Annotated in this window: 18 protein-coding genes and 5 tRNA genes; 3 read left to right on the top strand and 20 right to left on the bottom strand. The window is 54.6% G+C overall.

What is annotated here, in order from left to right; genetic code table 11:
- The first annotated feature begins 43 nt into the window (after positions 1-43).
- Positions 44-1,216 carry a multidrug efflux MFS transporter periplasmic adaptor subunit EmrA gene (emrA, locus tag EL098_RS04040; protein WP_126354970.1) on the top strand — a complete coding sequence of 391 codons (1,173 nt, stop codon included), beginning with the start codon at positions 44-46 and terminating at the stop codon, positions 1,214-1,216.
- 15 nt (positions 1,217-1,231) lie between these two features.
- A complete protein-coding gene (gene emrB, locus EL098_RS04035; RefSeq protein WP_126354968.1) occupies positions 1,232-2,770 on the top strand; it encodes a multidrug efflux MFS transporter permease subunit EmrB in 1,539 nt (512 codons plus the stop codon).
- 91 nt (positions 2,771-2,861) lie between these two features.
- Here emrB and luxS read toward each other — a convergent pair whose 3' ends face one another.
- The 19 genes from luxS to trpS form a co-directional block, all read right to left on the bottom strand.
- Complete coding sequence (gene luxS / locus EL098_RS04030) at positions 2,862-3,377, bottom strand: S-ribosylhomocysteine lyase (protein WP_126354966.1); 516 nt, start codon at positions 3,375-3,377, stop codon at positions 2,862-2,864.
- A gap of 156 nt (positions 3,378-3,533) precedes the next feature.
- The gene (gshA, locus tag EL098_RS04025) at positions 3,534-5,090 is read right to left on the bottom strand and encodes a glutamate--cysteine ligase (RefSeq protein ID WP_126354964.1); all 1,557 of its coding nucleotides are present in this window, start codon (positions 5,088-5,090) and stop codon (positions 3,534-3,536) included.
- Positions 5,091-5,166: 76 nt separating this feature from the next.
- Positions 5,167-5,595 carry a YqaA family protein gene (locus EL098_RS04020; RefSeq protein WP_008458252.1) on the bottom strand — a complete coding sequence of 143 codons (429 nt, stop codon included), beginning with the start codon at positions 5,593-5,595 and terminating at the stop codon, positions 5,167-5,169.
- Positions 5,592-6,158: a fructose-1-phosphate/6-phosphogluconate phosphatase gene (gene yqaB / locus EL098_RS04015; protein ID WP_126354962.1), complete on the bottom strand. Its 567-nt coding sequence runs from the start codon at positions 6,156-6,158 to the stop codon at positions 5,592-5,594. The genes EL098_RS04020 and yqaB overlap by 4 nt, the downstream gene beginning before the upstream one ends.
- A gap of 332 nt (positions 6,159-6,490) precedes the next feature.
- Positions 6,491-6,567, bottom strand: a tRNA-Arg gene (locus tag EL098_RS04010).
- Between the two features lie 198 nt (positions 6,568-6,765).
- Positions 6,766-6,842: transfer RNA gene (locus EL098_RS04005), tRNA-Arg, on the bottom strand.
- 66 nt (positions 6,843-6,908) lie between these two features.
- Positions 6,909-6,985, bottom strand: a tRNA-Arg gene (locus EL098_RS04000).
- Between the two features lie 66 nt (positions 6,986-7,051).
- Positions 7,052-7,128 (bottom strand) — tRNA-Arg (locus EL098_RS03995).
- A 4-nt stretch (positions 7,129-7,132) separates the two neighbouring features.
- Positions 7,133-7,225: transfer RNA gene (locus tag EL098_RS03990), tRNA-Ser, on the bottom strand.
- Between the two features lie 300 nt (positions 7,226-7,525).
- Entirely contained in the window at positions 7,526-7,711 is a 186-nt protein-coding gene (gene csrA / locus EL098_RS03985; protein ID WP_008458257.1) for a carbon storage regulator CsrA, read from the bottom strand.
- A gap of 245 nt (positions 7,712-7,956) precedes the next feature.
- Positions 7,957-10,584, bottom strand: a complete 2,628-nt coding sequence (gene alaS, locus EL098_RS03980) for an alanine--tRNA ligase (RefSeq protein ID WP_126354959.1) — start codon at positions 10,582-10,584, stop codon at positions 7,957-7,959.
- A 139-nt stretch (positions 10,585-10,723) separates the two neighbouring features.
- Positions 10,724-11,239 (bottom strand): regulatory protein RecX, encoded by a 516-nt coding sequence (locus tag EL098_RS03975; RefSeq protein ID WP_126354957.1) that lies wholly within the window; start codon positions 11,237-11,239, stop codon positions 10,724-10,726.
- Positions 11,240-11,314: 75 nt separating this feature from the next.
- Complete coding sequence (recA, locus tag EL098_RS03970; RefSeq protein WP_126354955.1) at positions 11,315-12,379, bottom strand: recombinase RecA; 1,065 nt, start codon at positions 12,377-12,379, stop codon at positions 11,315-11,317.
- An 85-nt stretch (positions 12,380-12,464) separates the two neighbouring features.
- Positions 12,465-12,974: a nicotinamide-nucleotide amidase gene (gene pncC, locus EL098_RS03965; protein ID WP_126358348.1), complete on the bottom strand. Its 510-nt coding sequence runs from the start codon at positions 12,972-12,974 to the stop codon at positions 12,465-12,467.
- 133 nt (positions 12,975-13,107) lie between these two features.
- Complete coding sequence (locus tag EL098_RS03960; RefSeq protein ID WP_126354953.1) at positions 13,108-13,986, bottom strand: metal ABC transporter substrate-binding protein; 879 nt, start codon at positions 13,984-13,986, stop codon at positions 13,108-13,110.
- Positions 13,983-14,867, bottom strand: coding sequence for a metal ABC transporter permease (locus EL098_RS03955; protein WP_126354951.1), 885 nt, complete (start codon positions 14,865-14,867; stop codon positions 13,983-13,985). The genes EL098_RS03960 and EL098_RS03955 overlap by 4 nt, the downstream gene beginning before the upstream one ends.
- A complete protein-coding gene (locus tag EL098_RS03950) occupies positions 14,864-15,559 on the bottom strand; it encodes a metal ABC transporter ATP-binding protein (RefSeq protein ID WP_126354949.1) in 696 nt (231 codons plus the stop codon). Before EL098_RS03950 ends, EL098_RS03955 begins: the two co-directional genes overlap by 4 nt.
- Before the next feature lie 272 nt (positions 15,560-15,831).
- Complete coding sequence (gene mltB, locus EL098_RS03945; RefSeq protein WP_126354947.1) at positions 15,832-16,908, bottom strand: lytic murein transglycosylase B; 1,077 nt, start codon at positions 16,906-16,908, stop codon at positions 15,832-15,834.
- 95 nt (positions 16,909-17,003) lie between these two features.
- Positions 17,004-18,023 carry a tryptophan--tRNA ligase gene (trpS, locus tag EL098_RS03940; RefSeq protein WP_126354945.1) on the bottom strand — a complete coding sequence of 340 codons (1,020 nt, stop codon included), beginning with the start codon at positions 18,021-18,023 and terminating at the stop codon, positions 17,004-17,006.
- A 277-nt stretch (positions 18,024-18,300) separates the two neighbouring features.
- Between trpS and EL098_RS03935 the strand changes: the two genes are divergently transcribed.
- The gene (locus EL098_RS03935) at positions 18,301-18,972 is read left to right on the top strand and encodes an HAD-IB family hydrolase (RefSeq protein WP_126354943.1); all 672 of its coding nucleotides are present in this window, start codon (positions 18,301-18,303) and stop codon (positions 18,970-18,972) included.
- A 202-nt stretch (positions 18,973-19,174) separates the two neighbouring features.
- Here EL098_RS03935 and EL098_RS03930 read toward each other — a convergent pair whose 3' ends face one another.
- Positions 19,175-20,215 (bottom strand): TerC/Alx family metal homeostasis membrane protein, encoded by a 1,041-nt coding sequence (locus EL098_RS03930; protein WP_126354941.1) that lies wholly within the window; start codon positions 20,213-20,215, stop codon positions 19,175-19,177.
- Between the last annotated feature and the right edge of the window lie 382 nt (positions 20,216-20,597).

The raw sequence follows: 20,597 nt of genomic DNA, 5'->3' as shown, positions 1-20,597 counted from the left end.
GGCTCAGCTGACCGGAAATAATAATAAACTGGTGGAGATTAACATGAGCGCAAATGCGGAGACTCAAGCCCCGCAGCAACCGGGTAACAAGAAAGGTAAACGTAAAGGTGCCCTGATCTTGTTGACCTTGCTCTTTGTCATTATTGCCGTGGCTTATGGCATCTATTGGTTTTTGGTGCTGCGCCACTTTGAAGAGACCGATGATGCTTATGTGGCAGGAAACCAGGTGCAGATCATGGCCCAGGTCTCCGGTAGCGTGACCAAAGTCTGGGCGGACAATACCGACTTTGTAAAACAGGGTGATGTGCTGGTCAGTCTCGACGGAGCCGATGCCGAACAGGCATTTGAAAAGGCAAAAACTCAGCTGGCCTCAAGCGTGCGCCAGACTCGCCAGCTGATGATCAACAGCAAACAGTATCAGGCGAACATCGAACTGCAGAAAACCGCGCTGGCACAGGCACAAAGCGACCTGAACCGCCGTATTCCGCTGGGCAGCGCCAACCTGATTGGCCGTGAAGAACTGCAGCACGCCCGTGATGCGGTCACCAGCGCTCAGGCTCAGTTAGATGTTGCCGTGCAGCAATATAACGCCAACCAGGCGATGATCCTCGGCACGAAGCTAGAAGAACAGCCCGCCGTTCAGCAGGCGGCAACCGAAGTTCGCAACAGCTGGATGGCGCTGCAGCGTACCAAAATCGTCAGCCCGATGACCGGCTTCGTTTCTCGCCGTGCCGTCCAGGTTGGCGCACAAATCAGCCCGTCCACCCCGCTGATGGCTATCGTGCCGGCCAGCGGAATGTGGGTTGACGCTAACTTTAAAGAAACCCAGCTGGCACACATGCGTATCGGCCAGCCTGCGACCATCATCAGTGATATCTACGGTGACGAGGTGAAGTACACCGGTAAAGTTGTCGGCCTGGATATGGGTACCGGCAGCGCCTTCTCGCTGCTGCCAGCGCAGAACGCCACCGGGAACTGGATCAAAGTGGTTCAGCGCCTGCCGGTTCGTATCGAACTGGATGCCAAACAGGTTGAACAGCATCCGCTGCGCATTGGCCTGTCCACGCTGGTGAATGTCGATACCAGCAACCGCGACGGTAGCGTACTGTCATCCCAGACCCGCAGCACACCGGTTTACGAAAGTAACGCCCGCGAGCTGAATCTGACGCCGGCTAACCAGCTTATTGACCAGATTATTCAGGCCAATGCGGGTTAACAAACCGGAGGATGTATGGCACAACAAAAACCGCTAGAAGGAGCCCAGCTGGTCATCATGACCATCGCCCTGTCGCTGGCGACCTTTATGCAGGTGCTGGACTCCACCATTGCTAACGTGGCTATCCCGACGATTGCCGGTAACCTGGGCTCTTCGCTGAGTCAGGGAACGTGGGTTATCACCTCGTTTGGGGTGGCCAACGCCATCTCAATCCCGATAACCGGCTGGCTGGCCAAACGCTTCGGGGAAGTGAGGCTGTTCCTGTGGTCGACCGTGCTGTTCGCTATCGCGTCCTGGGCGTGCGGCGTGTCGAACAGCCTGACGATGCTGATCTTCTTCCGCGTTATTCAGGGGATTGTCGCCGGGCCGCTGATCCCGCTGTCGCAGAGCCTGTTGCTAAGTAACTACCCTCCTGCCAAGCGCAGCATTGCGCTGGCGCTGTGGTCGATGACGGTGATCGTCGCGCCAATTTGCGGCCCGATTCTGGGCGGCTATATTAGCGACAACTATCACTGGGGCTGGATCTTCTTCATCAACGTGCCGATTGGCATTGTCGTGGTGCTGATGAGCCTGCAGGCCCTGCGCGGCCGAGAAACCCGTACCGAGCAGCGACGTATTGACGGCGTGGGGCTGGCCCTGCTGGTGTTGGGGATCGGCAGCCTGCAGATCATGCTCGACCGGGGTAAAGAGCTGGACTGGTTTAACTCGACGGAAATCATCGTCTTGACGGTGGTGGCGGTGGTCACCCTCAGTTTCCTGATTGTGTGGGAGCTCACCGACGATAACCCGATAGTCGATCTGTCGCTGTTTAAGTCGCGAAACTTCACCATCGGCTGCCTGTGTATCAGCCTTGCCTACATGCTTTACTTCGGCGCGATTGTGCTGCTGCCGCAGCTCTTGCAGGAGGTATACGGCTATACGGCAACATGGGCCGGGCTTGCGTCCGCGCCGGTAGGGATAATCCCGGTGCTGCTGTCGCCGATTATCGGTCGCTTTGCGCATAAGCTCGATATGCGTCGTCTGGTGACCTTCAGCTTCATTATGTATGCGGTGTGCTTCTACTGGCGCGCCTATACCTTTGAGCCGGGGATGGACTTCGCCGCGTCGGCCTGGCCGCAGTTTATTCAGGGCTTTGCGGTGGCGTGCTTCTTCATGCCGCTGACGACCATTACCCTGTCCGGCCTGCCGCCGGAGCGTCTTGCCGCCGCGTCGAGCCTGTCGAACTTTACCCGTACGCTGGCCGGCTCGATTGGCACCTCGATAACCACTACGCTGTGGACTAACCGCGAGTCGCTGCACCATGCGCAGCTTACGGAATCGGTAACGCCGTTTAACCCGAACGCGGTTGAGAGCTACAACCAGCTTCAGGGCTTAGGCATGACGCAGCAGCAGGCTTCCGGCTATATCGCCCAGCAGATAACCAACCAGGGGCTGATCATCTCTGCGAACGAGATTTTCTGGTTCTCGGCAGGCGTATTTATTCTGCTGCTTGGGCTGGTATGGTTTGCCAAGCCGCCTTTCGGAGCGGGCGGTGGCGGCGGTGGCGCACACTGATATCTGATATGAAAGGAGCCTTTGGGCTAATGCCGATCGCTTAAGGTGACCGGCATTAGCCCATAAGGCTCCTTTTGCTGCTGGCAGAGAACTAAATGTGCAGCTCTTTGAGTTTCTCTTTTGGCAGGGCAAGCTCATCATTGCTATTGACGCTAACGCCATGCTCGATGATGTGGCGGGCGATATCCTGCGCTTCCTGCAGAGAGTGCATCTCGTAAGTACCGCACTGGTAAACGTTCAGCTCAGGGATCTGGTTCTGCTCTTTCACCTTCAGCACGTCCTGCATTGCCGCTTTCCAGGCATCGGCCACGCGCTGCTCTTCCGGTACCCCAATCAGGCTCATGTAGAACCCGGTGCGGCAGCCCATCGGGGAGATGTCGATGATCTCAACACCGTTTCCGTTCAGGTGGTCACGCATAAAGCCGGCGAAAAGGTGCTCCAGTGTATGGATCCCTTTTTCCGGCATCACTTCCTTGTTCGGGACACAAAAGCGCAGGTCAAACACCGTAATGGTGTCACCGTGTGGCGTGTGCATAGTTTTGGCTACACGAACTGCAGGCGCACCCATACGAGTATGGTCGACTGTGAAGCTATCCAACAACGGCATCTGGTCACCTCCGATAAAATGATTTTTTTTAAAAATAATTGAAACTATTTTTACGCACGCGAGTCTGAGTATATGAAAGACGCGCATTTGTTATCATCATCCCTGTTATTCAGAGATGAATATTTGGCCACAAGTATGTGGCCATTTTCTTTTCTGTCAGCCCTGTTTCTCAAGCCAGCTATCAAACGGCTCAGTATCCGCCGCTTCGATATCACGCTGACGCTGCCATGAAGCATCATGCTCCTTCTGCAACGCATCCGCTGTTAAGATTTCCAACGGTTCCTGAATCAGCTGCTGACGGTATTGTTCAGCCAGTGCCAGGCCGGTGCCGCCGATTCCGTTATCAATCATAGAACGCAAAATACGTGCGGAATACGTTAACTCCGGATCGTCGAAGCTGGCAACCAGCTGGTCGCAGACCTGCTGATATTCCTGGCTGTCGGTCATGCCGTCGAGCGTTTCCGCGACGCGGCGCAGGTCGGCAAACAGATCTTTACCCACCTTAGACAGCGGATGTTGAGCCTTTTCACAGCCCATGCCCAGGGTAAGCCCTGGCTTACGCCCTTCCAGAATGACCCGATTCCAGTTAGTGCGGGTACACAGCAGCTCGTCGCTGCTCATCTCCGGCGCATCCGCCAGCACGCACCAAATCATAAACAGATCGAGGAAGCGAACCTGCTGCTCATCCACGCCAATCGGCGAGAACGGATTGATGTCCAGAGACCGCACTTCGATATACTCGATGCCGCCGCGTAGCAGCGCATCTGACGGCGATTCACCGTCACGCGTCACGCGTTTTGGTCGAATCGGCGCATAGAGCTCGTTCTCAATTTGCAGCACGTTGGTGTTGAGCTGCAAATGTTTGCCGTCCTTCATTAAACCAATCTTAGCGTACTCTTCCGAAGGCGTTTTAATCGCCCGCTTCAGCGCATCAACGTAGGTGTTCAGCTCGTTAAAGGTGATGCCAAGATTGCTCTGCGACTTGTTGGTATACCCCAGATCGCTCAAGCGCAGCGAAGTAGCATAAGGCAGGTAATACATGCCGCACTCGGTTTTCTCAAACGGTAACGCGCTCTCTTTTCCCTGCAGGAATGAGGAGCAGATAGCCGGAGAAGCGCCGAACAGGTAAGGGATCACCCAGCCGAAACGGTAATAGTTGCGGATCAGCCGGAAGTAGCCGGCGGAGATCGCCTCTTTGCCGCTGTCAGCGTCCTGAACGCCGCATTTAGCCTGCCAGAAAGCCATCGGCAGGGAGAAATTGTAGTGGACGCCGGAAATGGTCTGCATCAGCGCGCCATAGCGGTTTTTCAGCCCTTCGCGGTAAAGCGTTTTAAAACGGCCTGCATTAGAGGAGCCGTACTGCGCCAGCTCGATGTTCTGACCGTCGTCGATGTAACACGGCATGCTCAGTGGCCACATGCGCTCCTCGCCCAGCTCACGCGCCGTATGGCGATGAATATCGCGCAGGAAGGTCAGCATATGGTCAATGTCGCCATCAACCGGGGTAATAAATTCCAGGAGGGCTTCGGCGAAGTCCGTGGTAATCCATTTATGAGTAAACGCTGAGCCAAGGCTTTCCGGATGCCCGGTAGTGGCTAAATCGCCTTCTGGCGTCACGCGCAGCGTTTCACGCTCGAGACCACGGCAAATGCCTTTTACTGCTTCAGGGTGCTTTTCCAGCCAGGCCAAAGCCTGTGATACGTCCGGGATCAAATTGACCTCCCGCCTGTCGAATTTATTTTAATAAGCATAATTGTTTTCGCCGGTGATGAAGAGTCATCCCACGCAATTAGTGCCACCACGCCATGCCTTGTACCGTTGCAGCCGCGACAACGATGTAGCGTAGCGCTTTGCCAAGGCATAAAAAGAATATCACCGGCCCCCAGCTCAGGCGTAACCACCCGGCCAGAAGGCACAACAGATCGCCTATCAGCGGCATCCAGCTCAGTAAAAGCGTGGCTGGGCCAAAACGAGTCAACCAGTCGGTCGCTTTTCCCTGCCAGCGCGATTGGATGCGCTGCGGGAAAAAGCGCCCCAGAATAACGTTAGTCATACCGCCAAGGCTATTACCGATTGTTGCTATTATCACAAGAACCGATACCGGGCCGCTGCCGGCGACCAGCAGCGCCACAAGCACCGCTTCGGAGCTGCCTGGCAGCAGAGTCGCGCTCAGGAAGCTGCTGGTGAACAGTGAAAGGAGCGACAGCGTGTCGCTCACAGTAGGCGCACATCCACAGCATCCATCCCCGCACTGCGCGCGGCCTGAAGGCCAAAGTCAGCATCTTCAAACACAACACACTTTTCCGGCGCGACGCCCATCAGTTCGGCGCAGCGTAGGAAGGTATCAGGCGCAGGCTTATGGTGCTTAACATGATCTGCTGCCACCACTGCAGCAAAGTAGTGACGAAGACCCAGATGATTGAGCAGCGCTTCTGCAATATCGCTTTCGCTACCGGTCCCGACTGACATAGGACGGCGACCGTGCCAGGTTTTCACCACTTCAATCAGCGGCAGCGGGCGCACTGTATCCAGCAGCATAGCGCGTACGGCAGCGGTTTTTTCAGTTGCGAGACGGTGAGGATCGAGATCGGCATTGTGGCTTTCAATGATAGCAGCGGCAATTTTCCAGCTTGGCGCACCGTTCAGGGCAACCATCGCCTGCTCGTCAAAGCTCATACCATAGCGGCCAAGCGTTTCACGCCAGGCTTTGCGATGAGTCGGCTCCGTATCGAGAATTGTACCGTCCATATCAAAGATTAAACCGTCATAGCGATCGTACATCTCACCCTCACTTCACTGAATGTCGAGGCGTTACTGTAGCGTAAATGGCTGAAATTGTCGCTGTCTGTGGTCTGGGGGGCGTTGCGAAAAAGGGGTATCAAAAACTGGAGAAACAGGTGTCGATGGGGAATTTCAAAAAGCGTACAGAGGAGATATGGTGCATCCGGGAGGATGACTTAAAGATCACTGGGAGAATATGGTGCATCCGGGAGGATGACTCGCTGAAGGCTCGCCCTAAAGGGCCGTTGCTGAAGCAACGTTATCCTCCCTGGTGCTGGCGGAGAAATTGACTTTCTCTGTCACACCGTCATCGCTAATGATGCGGGAAAATATGGTGCATCCGGGAGGATTCGAACCTCCGACCGCTCGGTTCGTAGCCGAGTACTCTATCCAGCTGAGCTACGGATGCATCGGGATTACTGCTTTTACTGCTGACTCAATGTCGCTCATCATGCCGCAACACTGATGAAGATGGTACATCCGGGAGGATGACTCACCGAAGGCTCGCCCTAAAGGGCCGTTGCTGAAGCAACGTTATTCTCCCTGGTGCTGGCGGAGAAATTAACTTTCTCTGTCACACCGTCATCGCTAATGATGCGGGAAAGTATGGTGCATCCGGGAGGATTCGAACCTCCGACCGCTCGGTTCGTAGCCGAGTACTCTATCCAGCTGAGCTACGGATGCATCGGGGATACTGCTTTTACTGCTGACTCAGTACTGCCTACATTCTCAGGCAATACCGGAGAAGAATGGTGCATCCGGGAGGATTCGAACCTCCGACCGCTCGGTTCGTAGCCGAGTACTCTATCCAGCTGAGCTACGGATGCATCAGGATTACTGCTTTTACTGCTGACTCAGTACTGCCTACATTCTCAGGCAATACCGGAGAAGAATGGTGCATCCGGGAGGATTCGAACCTCCGACCGCTCGGTTCGTAGCCGAGTACTCTATCCAGCTGAGCTACGGATGCAAAATGGCGGTGAGGCGGGGATTCGAACCCCGGATGCAGCTTTTGACCGCATACTCCCTTAGCAGGGGAGCGCCTTCAGCCTCTCGGCCACCTCACCACACGCCTCTTTCGAGTGCTTCGGGTTACTCGTAAGAGCTTCTCGTCGCTGCGTGGCGCACATATTACTTTCTGGGACTTATAAGTCAAACAATTTTTCCCGACTCGCTATCGATTGCACAAATCACGTTCGATTAGCGTAATTTGGAGGCAAAAAGAGTGTTTTATCAACAGGCAAACGGCGGTAAGCGCGCAGAAACAGCTGGGCAATAAACGAAGCGAGAATGACATCAGCAGCAGAAAGAGAGGGAACAGCGGGAGGGAGGTGCGCCTCGCTGTAGTTCAGCGAGACGCGATATCTTTAGAAATTCGTTTGTTGAGATTTTTCAGCCTGGATACGTTGGTAGATCTCTTCGCGATGCACAGAGACCTCTTTTGGAGCGTTAACACCAATACGGACCTGGTTGCCTTTTACCCCTAGCACAGTCACCGTCACCTCATCCCCAATCATAAGGGTCTCACCAACTCGACGAGTCAGAATTAACATTCTTTGCTCCTTGAAAGATTAAAAGAGTCGGGTCTCTCTGTATCCCGGCATTATCCATCATATAACGCGAAAATGTAGCGGATGACAAATAGATAAAACGAACTCTGTCATAACATTACACTCTGTTATATCTAAGTTTAGCCGATATACACAACTTCAACCTGACTTTATCATTATTGATAGTATGTTAATGTTAGTACGCCATAACTGAGAACAGTCATGGCGTAGTACACTTTTAGTTATTTTCAGAGTTTTGCCGTAACCCAGGCTTCCACGCCGGCCAGTGCGCCAGGCAATGCTGCCGCATCTGTACCCCCGGCCTGAGCCATATCAGGACGACCGCCCCCTTTGCCACCAACCTGCTGTGCAACCATCCCCACCAGTTCCCCCGCCTTCACGCGGTCGGTCACATCTTTGGAGACACCAGCAATCAGAGACACTTTCCCTTCTGCCACAGTGGCCAGAACAATCACGGCGGAGCCAAGCTGATTTTTCAGGTCATCGACCATCGTACGCAACATCTTAGGCTCGACGTTGCTCAGCTCGCTTACCAGTAATTTAACGCCTTTTACTTCAACCGCTCTGCTGGAGAGATTTGCGCTCTCCTGCGAAGCCTGCTGTTCTTTCAGCTGCTGCAGCTCTTTCTCCAGCTGGCGAGTACGTTCCAGTACGGAACGAACCTTCTCATTCAGGTTCTGGCTGTCTCCCTTGAGCAACTGAGCGATATCATGCAGCTGGTCGCTTTGTGCATGAAGGTTAGCCAGTGCGCCTTCGCCGGTCACCGCCTCAATACGACGCACGCCCGCAGCCGTACCGGACTCGGCCACGATGCGGAACAGACCGATATCACCCGTACGGGACGCATGAGTACCGCCGCACAGCTCGGTGGAGAAGTCGCCCATGCTCAGAACGCGCACGTGATCGTCATATTTCTCACCGAACAGCGCCATTGCGCCCTTCGCTTTCGCCGCTTCGAGGTCCATTACGTTGGTTTCGACAGGCAGGTTACGACGAATTTGCGCGTTGACGATATCTTCTACGGCACGAATTTCAGCCGGCTTCATCGCTTCAAAATGCGAGAAGTCGAAACGCAGGCCTTTATCGTTTACCAGGGAACCTTTCTGCGCAACATGAGTGCCCAGAACCTGGCGCAACGCAGCATGCAGCAGGTGCGTTGCGGAGTGGTTCAGGCGAATGCGAGCGCGACGGGCTTCGTCAACTTTCGCTTCAACGCTGTCGCCCACTTTTAACACGCCGGACACCAGCTTGCCCAGGTGACCGATAGCCTGACCATATTTCTGAGTATCGTTAACCGCGAAGTCGACGCCGTTGGCTTTAACGGTACCTTTATCGCCTACCTGGCCGCCTGACTCACCGTAGAACGGCGTCTCGTTCAGCACGACGACCGCTTCCTGACCCGCAGTGAGCTGGTCAACGGATTTGCCGTCAACGAACAGCGCGGTCACTTTCGCGTTCAGATCGAGGCTGTCGTAGCCTTTAAATTCAGAAGCAGAATCCACGCGGATCATGCTGTTGTAGTCCGCACCAAAACCGCTGGACTCGCGCGCACGGCGGCGCTGCTCTTCCATTGCGGCTTCAAAGCCCGCTTCATCAACTTTGATGTTGCGCTCGCGGCAGACGTCAGCCGTCAGATCCACAGGGAAACCATAGGTGTCATACAGGCGGAAAGCGGTTTCACCGTCCAGCGTGTCGCCCTTCAGCTTCGCCAGCTCATCATCCAGCAGCGCCAGGCCACGTTCCAGCGTACGGGCAAACTGCTCTTCTTCCGTTTTCAGAACTTGCTCAACCAGCGCCTGCTGTTTTGCCAGTTCTTCGCCCGCAGCGCCCATCACCTCAACTAACGGCCCCACAAGCTTATAGAAGAAGGTCTCTTTCGCACCCAGCATATTGCCGTGACGGATAGCACGGCGAATGATACGGCGCAGAACATAACCACGGTTTTCGTTAGAAGGCGTTACGCCGTCGGCAATCAGGAACGCGCAAGAACGGATGTGGTCCGCAATAACGCGTAGAGATTTGTTAGACAGGTCGGTCGCGCCGGTCACTTCTGCAACGGACTGGATCAGCTTTTTGAACAGATCGATATCGTAGTTGGAGTTAACGTGCTGAAGAACAGCGGCAATACGCTCCAGACCCATACCGGTATCCACCGACGGTTTTGGCAGCGGCAGCATAGTGCCGTCAATCTGACGGTTAAACTGCATGAACACGATGTTCCAGATCTCAATATAGCGGTCGCCGTCTTCTTCAGGACTCCCCGGAGGGCCGCCCCAAATGTGATCGCCGTGATCGTAGAAAATCTCGGTGCACGGACCGCAAGGACCGGTGTCGCCCATCTGCCAGAAGTTATCGGATGCGAAGGCGGCGCCTTTGTTATCGCCAATGCGAATAATGCGCTCGCGCGGCACGCCAACTTCTTTTTCCCAGATCTCATAGGCTTCGTCATCAGTTTCATAGACGGTCACCCACAGACGCTCTTTCGGCAGAGCGAACCAGTTTTCACCGGTCAGCAGTTCCCAGGCAAAGCTAATCGCATCGCGTTTGAAATAGTCGCCAAAGCTGAAGTTACCCAGCATTTCGAAGAAGGTATGGTGGCGTGCGGTGTAACCGACGTTTTCCAGATCGTTATGCTTGCCGCCTGCACGGACGCAACGCTGAGACGTTGTTGCACGTGAGTAGTTACGCTTGTCGAGACCCAGGAAGACATCCTTGAACTGGTTCATCCCGGCATTGGTAAACAGCAAAGTCGGATCGTTATTCGGAACCAGGGAGCTGCTCGCTACAACCTGGTGACCTTTACTATGGAAAAAATCGAGAAACGCCTGACGGATCTCAGCGGTGCTCTTGCTCATAATTATCCTGGAATCAAGCTAACGAAGAGTTGTAAACCTGCCATAACGGCCGTAACGCAGACGGCTCAGGCCAGCTTACCTGGAAAAAAGTGGGAATAAGATAAGTTTTCTGGCGTGGGAAGTAAAATCCAGTGTTGCCTTAATCAGCAAAATTTCGCCAGATCTCCTGAATGTCTTCCATAAAGAAGCCACGATAGAGAAGAAAACGCTGCACTTTTGCCTTTGCCTGCCACTCTGTCGGCAGCGGTGTGCCAAACTTTCGTTCGGCCAGCTCACGCGCCAGCGGCTGCCAGTCAATTTCACAGGCCATCATCGCCGACTCGCCAGTTTCCCGAGCGATGCCCTTTTGCTTCAGTTCCTGGCGAATACGCTGTGGGCCATAGCCTTTCCGGCTGCGGCTGGCAATAAAACGTGACGCAAACTGAACGTCATCCAGCCAGCGATGTTCATAGCACCAGGCTATGACCTTATCGATCTCCTCCTGCGTTATCTCCGGCTCGTCCTCCCGGGCAAACTTTGCCGCAAAGGCAGAAGGTGTAGCCAACTTATGGCGCAGCTCATGCTCGCTATGGTCGCGCATGGCAAGTATACGGGTGGCCTTATCTAAAAGGCGGGCAAAGGGAGTGCGGCGGGGAGAAGCGGCGTTATCTGGCATAAAGTCGTGTGGCAAAGGTTGGGGTTATCAGAGAGGAGAAAAGCATAAAGGGCCGCATTTGCGGCCCTTACAGTTTTAGAAGTCTTCGTTGGTTTCAACCGCGTCTGCGTCGTGGTCATCTACCGTGAAGTCTGGCGTGCTGTCCTGGTTATTCAGCAGCATTTCGCGCAGTTTCTTCTCGATTTCTTCAGCCATTGGCTTGTTCTCTTTCAGGAAGTTGCTGGCGTTTGCCTTGCCCTGTCCGATTTTTTCGCCGTTGTAGCTGTACCATGCACCCGCTTTCTCAATCAGCTTGTGCTTCACGCCCAGGTCAACCAGCTCGCCGTAGAAGTTGATACCTTCGCCGTAGAGGATCTGGAATTCAGCCTGTTTAAACGGTGCTGCAATTTTGTTCTTCACAACCTTCACGCGGGTTTCGCTGCCGACGACGTTTTCGCCATCTTTCACCGCACCGATGCGACGAATGTCGAGGCGCACAGAGGCATAGAACTTCAGCGCGTTACCGCCGGTAGTGGTTTCCGGGTTACCGAACATCACGCCAATTTTCATACGGATCTGGTTGATGAAGATCAGCAGCGTGTTGGACTGCTTCAGGTTACCCGCCAGCTTACGCATCGCCTGGCTCATCATACGTGCCGCAAGGCCCATGTGAGAGTCACCGATTTCACCTTCGATTTCCGCCTTCGGCGTCAGTGCCGCAACGGAGTCGACGATAATGACGTCAACCGCACCGGAGCGTGCCAGCGCGTCACAGATTTCCAGCGCCTGCTCGCCGGTATCCGGCTGGGAGCACAGCAGGTTGTCGATATCAACGCCCAGCTTCTTGGCGTAGACCGGGTCCAGCGCGTGTTCGGCATCGATAAACGCACAGGTTTTACCGCTGCGCTGCGCGGCGGCGATAACCTGCAGGGTCAGCGTGGTTTTACCGGAAGATTCAGGCCCGTAGATTTCTACGACACGGCCCATCGGCAGGCCGCCCGCGCCCAGCGCGATGTCCAGTGAAAGTGAACCGGTAGAGATCGTTTCCACGTCCATGGAACGGTCTTCACCCAGGCGCATGATGGAGCCTTTACCAAATTGTTTTTCAATCTGGCCCAGTGCTGCCGCTAACGCCTTCTGTTTGTTTTCGTCGATAGCCATTTCTACTCCTGTCATGCTGAGTGATGCGCTGATTCGCACCCCCGCGTTCTCAATACTGTTTCGTTGAGGCAATTATACTGTACAGTCATACAGTATCAAGTTTATTTTTTAGAAAATCATCCCACAGGCTTTGCAGGGCGTATTCCGTGGCCTGGCGGCGCACAGCATCCCGGTCGCCGTCAAAGCGCTGCACCTTTGCCAGCGTTCTGCCTTGCTTATCTGCGAAGCCAAACCACACCGTACCGACCGGCTTTTCATCGCTGCCGCCGTCCGGCCCGGCGATACCGCTGACGGACACGGCATAATGAGCCCTCGCTGCGGCAAGCGCACCTTGCGCCATCTCAAGCACCACGCCCTCGCTGACGGCGCCATAGGCTGCCAGCGTCCGCTCATTCACGCCGATCAGCTGATGCTTGGCCTCATTGCTGTAGGTCACAAAGCCCCGCTCAAACCAGGCGGAACTCCCCGACACGTCGGTAATGACTTTCGCTATCCAGCCGCCGGTACAGGACTCTGCGGTGGTCACGGTGGCCCCAAGCCGAGCAAGGGCGCTTCCGACCTGCTTGCTTAGCTCAAACAATGCGCTGTCTGTCATGCTGGCTCCGATTGTAGACATATCAATAACCAACACGATAGCACTTTACGGACGTTTCAGGGGATTACATCAGGATATACGGGAAGGGTTCCAGAAATGAAACGGCCAGCGAAAGCTGGCCGGAGGGAGAAGACTATTTCATGCTGTTGGCAATGGTGTTCACGTTGTGCTTGAACGCCATTTCGTAGGTACTTGCCGGGCCACCTGGGCCGGAAAGCGCCTCAGGATAGAGCTCACCGCCGGGCTTAGCACCGGTCGCGCCGGCAATTTGCTTCACCAGACGCGGATCGGTCTGATTTTCGATGAAGTAGGTAGAGATATGTTCATCTTTCAGCTGTTTGATTAGAGAGGCAACGTCGCTGGCGCTGGCCTGGGCTTCGGTTGAAAAGCCCACCGGTGCCAGGAAGGTCACGCCATAAGCTTCACCGAAATAGCCGAACGCATCGTGGCTGGTAAGGACCTTACGGTGTGACTGAGGGACATCTGCAAAGCGTTTTTTCGCCCAGCTGTCGAGCTGCTTCAGGCGTGCCGCGTAGCTATCACCGCTTTTGCGGATTGCCGCTGCATCCTGTGGGTCGGCTGCAGCCAGCGCCGCGGTGATATTTTCCGCGTAGGTTGCCCCGTTTGCCGCACTGTTCCACGCATGTGGATCGGTAATCGATTTGCCATCTTCTTCCATACTGCGGGTAGTGATCCCCTGTGAAGCGACAATAACTTTCCCTTTATAGCCTGATGCGGTCACCAGGCGATCCATCCACCCTTCCATGCCGAGCCCGCTAACGATCACGACGTCCGCGTTACGCAACGCCACGCTGTCTTTGGGTGACGGCTCAAAGCTATGCGGGTCACCATCCGGCCCAACCAGGCTTGTGACCTTCACATGGTCGCCGCCAACCTGTTTTGCCATATCCGCCAGTACGGTGAAACTTGCCACCACATTCAGCGTCTTAGCCGCAGCCATCTGGCTGGAAAGCGCCAGAGCCAGCGCAATACCAATCCCTAAACGTTTCATTTAACCCCCTTTATGATTGCCAATTTCCTACGCAGCAGGCTCCCTGCAAGCACGCTGCGCGGTCCGAAAAGTATTGAGATAAAGAATGCGACGCTCGCCGTAAGCACAATGGCCGGCCCGGCGGGTAACGAGGCGTAGAAAGACCACACCAGCCCTAACCAGGCACAAATAAGCCCACACAGTACGGCAAGGAGAATCGAGCCCGGCAGCGTCTTAGCCCAGCAGCGCGCGGCGATCGCAGGCAGCATCATGAGGCCAACGGACATTAATGTGCCGAGGATCTGGAAACCGGCCACCAGGTTCAGCACCAGCAGCGCCAGAAACGTGCCGTGGATCAGCGACGGCAGCCGCTTGTTGTTAACCTGCAAAAAACTGCGGTCAAAGGATTCCATCACCAGCCCGCGATAAAGCAACGCCAGGGCAACCAGCGTCCCGCTGGCGATCAGGCCAACAAACTTAATGGCCTCGCCATCCACGGCGAGAATCGAGCCAAACAGTAAATGCAGCAGGTCAACGCTGGAGCCGCGTAAAGAAATCAGCGTCACGCCGAGCGCCAGAGAACCGAGGTAGAACCCGGCAAAGCTGGCATCTTCTTTTAGCGGTGTTCTGGCGCTCACCCAGCCGGAAAGCAAAGCGACCAGCACGCCTGCGATAAAGCCCCCGATACCCATCGCCACCAGCGACATGCCGGCAACCAGATACCCCACGGCGACGCCGGGTAAAATGGCGTGAGAAAGCGCATCCCCCACCAGGCTCATGCGGCGCAGCAGAAGAAAAATGCCAAGCGGAACGGTACTCAGGGAAAGCGCCAGGCAGGCCACCAGCGCCCGACGCATAAAACCATAGGCCACAAAAGGCTCAATAAAGAGATGATAAATCATGCTGTTTGTACCAGGCGTGGGCGAAAGGAGGCGTATTGCGCTAAGGCCTCATCGGCGTTACCCCACTGGTAACCCTCCGAGGTGAGCAGCAGCACTTCAGGAAAGTGACGGCGCACCAGCTCATTGTTATGCAGCACGCTGATGAGGGTCTTTCCATCCCGATGCATCTGGCACATCAGTTCCATTAAAAATTCACTGGTCTGCGCGTCGACGCCGGTAAACGGCTCATCGAGCAGCACCAGAGGCGCGTCCTGCACCAGCAGGCGGGCAAAAAGCATACGCTGAAACTGCCCCCCGGAGAGCACATCAATCGGACGCAGGTAGTGCTCACTTAAGCCAACGCGCTCAATGGCCTCCATCACGCGTTCACGGTGTTTGCGGCCCAGGCCAGAAAATAGCCCTCGTCCCGGCCAGCTTCCCATGCAAACCACGTCATAAACCGTGGCGGGAAACTGCCTGTCCATCTCTCCTAACTGCGGCAGCCAGGCAATACGCGGGCGCATATTGTCCTGAAAGTTAACGCTGCCGGAAATCGGAGGCAGTAGCCCGGCCAGCGTCTTTAAGAGCGTGGACTTACCGCAGCCGTTAGCGCCGATCACCGCCGTCATACTTCCGCGCTGAAAATGGCCGCTGATGGCCGAGACCACCACGTTGCCGTAGTAGCCCAGTTCAAGATTCTTCAATTCGATCATGGCAGGATGACCGCCCAGTGAATGGCGCCCCACAGTATGAGGATCAGCGCGGCCACAAGGGCTACGCGCAGCAGCCCGGAAAGGCTGAATAAGGAAGAGGGAGCAACAGCGGACATACCGACACCAATATTGTTTCGTTATAACATAACATAAGGCAATGCAAGCGAGTTGTAAATTCCTGATGCAGAATTCGGGATAAACGAAGCGTAAACCGGGAGGGATAAAACCAGACCTGAAGCAAACGGGCCCGCCCGAAGGGCGAGCCAGACAGACTACTGTACGCGGGCCAACGCCACGGCTTGCCCTAATTGCCACACAGCCATCGCATAATGGGTGCTGTGGTTATAGCGCGTAATGGCGTAGAAGTTCGGCAAACCGTACCAGTACTGATAACGATCGCCCATATCCAGCCGCAGCAGGCTTACTTGCTGATGGTTTCCGAGTGAACCCTGCGGGCTCAGCCCGGACTGGCCAAGCGCCGCAACGGTGTATTTGGTATTGAAGCCGTTAGCCAGCCCCGGCACCTGGCCGTTAGCCGGCACGGCAACCATATCACCTTTCTCCCAGCCGTGAGCTTTGAAGTAGTTCGCCACGCTGCCGATAGCGTCCTCCGGGTCCCACAGGTTCACGTGCCCGTCGCCGTTGAAGTCCACCGCGTACTCTTTAAATGAGGAAGGCATGAATTGCCCGTAGCCCATTGCTCCGGCAAAAGAGCCCTTCAACGCCAGCGGATCGTCGCCTTCGTTACGCGCCATCAGCAGGAAGGTTTCCAGCTCGCCTGCAAAGTATTGCGCGCGACGCGGGTAGGCAAAGGCCAGCGTAGCCAGCGCATCCACAATGCGTGTTTTGCCCATTACGCGCCCCCACCGGGTTTCAACGCCGATGATCCCAACGATGATTTCCGGCGGCACGCCATAAACCTGGTAAGCGCGGTTCAGGGCAGACTCATACTGGTTCCAGAACTTAACGCCGTTTTGCACGTTATCCGGGGTGATGAATTTCCCACGATAGCGCAGCCACGCGCCGTTCGGCCCGGCTGGCGGGGCGGTCGTTGGCGCCTGCTGATCCATGAGTCGTAGCACGTAGTCCAGACGTTTTGCCTGGGACAGCACTTCATGCAGCTGGCGACGGTCAAAGCCATGCTCATTCACCATTTTATCGATAAATTTCTCTGCTTCCGGGTTGTAAGCAAAGTCACCGGTTTGCATAAATACATCGTGCTGCGGCTGCAGCAGGAAACCGCCCGACGGCGTGCCGCTGGTCTGCTGCTGCGCGGCGGTTTTCGGTTTACTGCTACAGGCAGAGAGTAAAACCAGGATTGGAAGGAGTGCTGCGGCTGAATAACGCATCTGATGGGCTGTCCCTGTGAATATTCGCGAAAGTTGCCCAATAATGGTAATCCATAATCCCCCATCTGAGTAAGTCTCTCTGCGCCCTTCCATCTTTAAAATAGCACCGGTAGCCCAAGCGCACGTTTCACTTCATCGGCCGTTTGCTGAGTAAGCGCTCGCGCTTTTTCACTCCCTGCTTTAAGCACCTCATTCAGATACGCTTTGTCCTCAATAAAACGATTTCTCCGCTCTCTTATTGGCGCGAGCAGGTTTTGCAGACAGGTTTCCAGTTCGTTCTTACATTGGCGATCGCCGAGCCCGCCGCGCTGGTAGTGCTCTTTCATCGACGCAACCTGTTGTTTGTCTTCATGGAAAGCATCCAGATAAGTGAACACCACGTTACCTTCAACTTTTCCCGGATCGCTGACGCGCAGATGTTCCGGGTCGGTAAATATGGCGCTGACGGCCTGATGGATCTGGCGTTCACTGGCGGAAAGGGTGAGCGTATTACCCAGCGATTTTGACATTTTGGCATTTCCGTCAACGCCCGGCAGGCGGCTTACCGGGCTGAGCAGCGCTTTACAGCTGGTTAATATCGGCGCCGTCGTCAGGCTATTCATCTTGTGCACGATTTCGTTGGTCTGTTCGATCATCGGCAGCTGATCGTCCCCTACCGGGACCAGGCTAGCTTTAAAAGCGGTGATATCGGCCGCCTGGCTTATCGGGTAAACAAGAAATCCGGCAGGAAGAGAGCGGGCAAAACCCTTCTGGGCAATCTCACTTTTGACCGTCGGGTTTCTTTCCACGCGCGCGACGGTAACGATGTTCATATACAGCATGGTGAGTTCAGCAAGCGCGGGCAGTGAAGATTGCAGGCAGATCGTCGATTTCTGCGGATCAATGCCCACCGCCAGATAGTCCGCCATCACCTCGAGGATATTCCCTGAAACCTTCTCCGGGCGACTGCCGTTATCGGTTAATCCCTGAAGGTCGGCCACCAGAATATACTGCTGATGCTCGTGCTGAAGCTGAACGCGCTGGCGGAGTGAGCCGACATAATGCCCGAGATGAAGCTGCCCGGTTGGGCGATCGCCGGTAAGAATGGTTTGCTGTAAAGCTTGTGGACTGTTCATAAGCGCCTCCTGAGGCTGATAAATCTGGCCGGAGGGCGAACGGATAAAACGAAATAGCCGCCTTCCGGCGGCTATTAGAAAAGGGTGAACGAATTTCTGCCGCCTCTAAAGAGACAGCCACCAACGGGTAACGATAAGGGCGGTGTGTTTTCTGTTCATTGCGCTACCCTATCATATTTCACTGCGGTTTCCGTAGCGTGTTTTAAAAGTTTATAATTTCACTGTCGTTCGCAAGATCCCCTCGCGACGTAAAGATAAAAGGGAAATTTGGGAATCTATGGTTGTTATGAATGATCCTTCGCCTGGCGTACTGTCGGTCTTCGATTTTGACGGCACGTTGACCCACAGCGATAGCTTTGTCCCGTTCCTGCGGTTTGCCTTTGGGCGTAAAACCTTTGCGCGGAAGATGATGCGTATGGTCAGGCCAACGCTCAAATGCCTGCGCCGTAAGCTGACCCGTGATGAATTAAAAGAGGTGCTGATTTCCACCTTCTTAACCGGCGTCAACGAGCAGTGGATTAAGGAGAAGGCCGAAGTTTACTGCGCGAAAAACTTCGAAAAAATGATGCGTCCGCGTGGGTTAATGGCGGTCGCTGCCGAGCTGCGTTCTGGCGCAGAAGTTACGCTTTGCTCCGCTTCCCCGGCCATCGTGCTAAAGCCGTTCGCCGAGCGCCTGGGCGTTAAGCTTATCGCTACTCAGCTTGAAGTCGTTGACGGCATTCTGACCGGCCGCATCAACGGCCATAACTGCCGCTGCGATCAGAAAATTCAGCGTCTGGAACAGGTATATGGGCCGCTTAATCAGCTTCATTTACGCGCCTGGGGGGATTCAAGAGGGGATTATGAACTGCTGACCGCCGCAAGAGATTACCACTGGCGCTATTTCCACCGCGCCTGGTCTCGTCGCCGTTCACCTATTGAAAGATTACGCCTCGACAAACCTCTCTGAGACAGGTGAACAAAACGCCTTCACCTGAAAGAGTCAGACTGCTGACATACCTCTGGCGAAAGAAGAAATACCGACGGCTCGTCAAAAAAAAGAAAATCAATTTATTGATTTTCGGCTAATAGCCACAAAGAGGGAAAAACCACGCTTTTTCCCTCTTTGTTAGCAACCTCACACCCTCGCCTGAAGGCGTCCTTCAATCCGCTTAATTCTTGCTGTCGCTCGATTCAGGTTTTGCCGGGAACATCACGCTGAGGATGATGCCCACCGCCAGCACGCCGAGCACAACATACAGGCTGGCGGTAGCAGAGATGCTATAACCGTGATGCCAGATGTGTTCGCTGGCATTGAGGCCAAGTTTAACCGCGATAAAGAACAGCAGCACCACCACGGCTTTTTCAAGGTGGACAAGGTACTGTTTTAACGCCTCCAGCACGAAATAGAGCGTACGCAGACCAAGGATCGCGAACATCATTGCGCTGTAGACGATAAGCGGTTCACGGCTGACGGCAATGATCGCCGGAACAGAGTCAAAAGCAAACATCACATCAGAGAGTTCAACCACCGCCACGCACAGCATCAGCGGCGTAGCGTAAAGCGCGGCTTTTTTTACTCGCCCGACGGAGATCGCCTGGTTCTCTGGCTTCTCAAGCTCCCGGTCGACCTCCGCCTGGTTAAGCAGGAATTTGCGTCCTGCAAGCTTTGGCCAGAGGGGGAAAAACCGCTTAACCAACCGGTAGGCCAGATGCTGGGAATAGTCCTCGACCTCTTCCTCCCCGCCGTCGCCTTTCAGCATCATCACCGCCGTCCAGGCCACAATGAGCGCAAACACGATTTCAACATAGGGCCCAAGGGAGAGCAGTCCGGTGCCGATGGCGACAAAAATCCCCCTGAACACAATCGCCCCGATAACGCCCCAGTACAGCACGCGGTGTCGGAAGCGATCCGGGATGCCGAACCAGGCAAAAATTGCCATCATGACAAACAGATTATCGACCGAAAGCACCTTCTCAAGCGCATAGCCGGTGACAAACAAACTGGCGACTTCTGCACCATGATGCACATACAAAAAACCGGCAAAAAGCATTGCCACTGTAACCCAGAACACCGACCACAGTGCGGCACTTTTCAGCGAGACAGGCTCGTCTTTGCGGTGCATAAAGAGGTCGATGAAAATGGCACCCACCGAGAGCGCAATAAATACCGCCACCGTTTCGGTCGGGAAACCAATATGTGTAGAGACCATATTTTATCCTTGAGGAATGACGGAAGCTGCGTCAGAGCATCCGAGCGCCGCTTCACTCCATTCAGGATAAGTCCTTCCGGAAAAAATGGTATATTTTTTCTGGCATTGGCGAATAAATGGTCATCTGAGTTAGATCGAACGGGGTTCTCGCATCGATTCGGCTCACAAAGATGAAACAGCATTGAGCTCCTGAGCACATAGAACGAACAAGTTGGAAATTTATTCCCAAGTAATAAATTTTTTTTAGCCCCTTACATTACATTAATAAAAGAAGGGAAATAAAAGTGATTAACGATTACCCCTGCCATTCCTGATGCTATTTTAAATAGATTGATTTGACCTTTTTTATTAATAGGCAAAGATATAAATCTTAAACAAATAA

The sequence above is a fragment of the Cedecea lapagei genome (genome assembly GCF_900635955.1).
In the GTDB taxonomy this organism is placed as follows: domain Bacteria; phylum Pseudomonadota; class Gammaproteobacteria; order Enterobacterales; family Enterobacteriaceae; genus Cedecea; species Cedecea lapagei.
The sequence above is the reverse complement of the archived record's forward strand: the minus strand, read 5'-3'. Positions and strand labels throughout refer to the sequence as shown.

Coding starts and splice junctions, on each gene's coding strand:
- trpS (WP_126354945.1), bottom strand. CDS start 18,023: ATGAACAGTCCACAAGCTTTACAGCAAACCATTCTTACCGGCGATCGC.
- EL098_RS03955 (WP_126354951.1), bottom strand. CDS start 14,867: ATGATTTATCATCTCTTTATTGAGCCTTTTGTGGCCTATGGTTTTATG.
- csrA (WP_008458257.1), bottom strand. CDS start 7,711: ATGTTAATTCTGACTCGTCGAGTTGGTGAGACCCTTATGATTGGGGAT.
- EL098_RS03935 (WP_126354943.1), top strand. CDS start 18,301: ATGGTTGTTATGAATGATCCTTCGCCTGGCGTACTGTCGGTCTTCGAT.
- pncC (WP_126358348.1), bottom strand. CDS start 12,974: ATGACAGACAGCGCATTGTTTGAGCTAAGCAAGCAGGTCGGAAGCGCC.
- mltB (WP_126354947.1), bottom strand. CDS start 16,908: ATGCGTTATTCAGCCGCAGCACTCCTTCCAATCCTGGTTTTACTCTCT.
- EL098_RS03975 (WP_126354957.1), bottom strand. CDS start 11,239: ATGCCAGATAACGCCGCTTCTCCCCGCCGCACTCCCTTTGCCCGCCTT.
- EL098_RS03930 (WP_126354941.1), bottom strand. CDS start 20,215: ATGGTCTCTACACATATTGGTTTCCCGACCGAAACGGTGGCGGTATTT.
- EL098_RS03950 (WP_126354949.1), bottom strand. CDS start 15,559: ATGATCGAATTGAAGAATCTTGAACTGGGCTACTACGGCAACGTGGTG.
- emrA (WP_126354970.1), top strand. CDS start 44: ATGAGCGCAAATGCGGAGACTCAAGCCCCGCAGCAACCGGGTAACAAG.
- yqaB (WP_126354962.1), bottom strand. CDS start 6,158: ATGTACGATCGCTATGACGGTTTAATCTTTGATATGGACGGTACAATT.
- recA (WP_126354955.1), bottom strand. CDS start 12,379: ATGGCTATCGACGAAAACAAACAGAAGGCGTTAGCGGCAGCACTGGGC.
- luxS (WP_126354966.1), bottom strand. CDS start 3,377: ATGCCGTTGTTGGATAGCTTCACAGTCGACCATACTCGTATGGGTGCG.
- emrB (WP_126354968.1), top strand. CDS start 1,232: ATGGCACAACAAAAACCGCTAGAAGGAGCCCAGCTGGTCATCATGACC.
- EL098_RS03960 (WP_126354953.1), bottom strand. CDS start 13,986: ATGAAACGTTTAGGGATTGGTATTGCGCTGGCTCTGGCGCTTTCCAGC.
- alaS (WP_126354959.1), bottom strand. CDS start 10,584: ATGAGCAAGAGCACCGCTGAGATCCGTCAGGCGTTTCTCGATTTTTTC.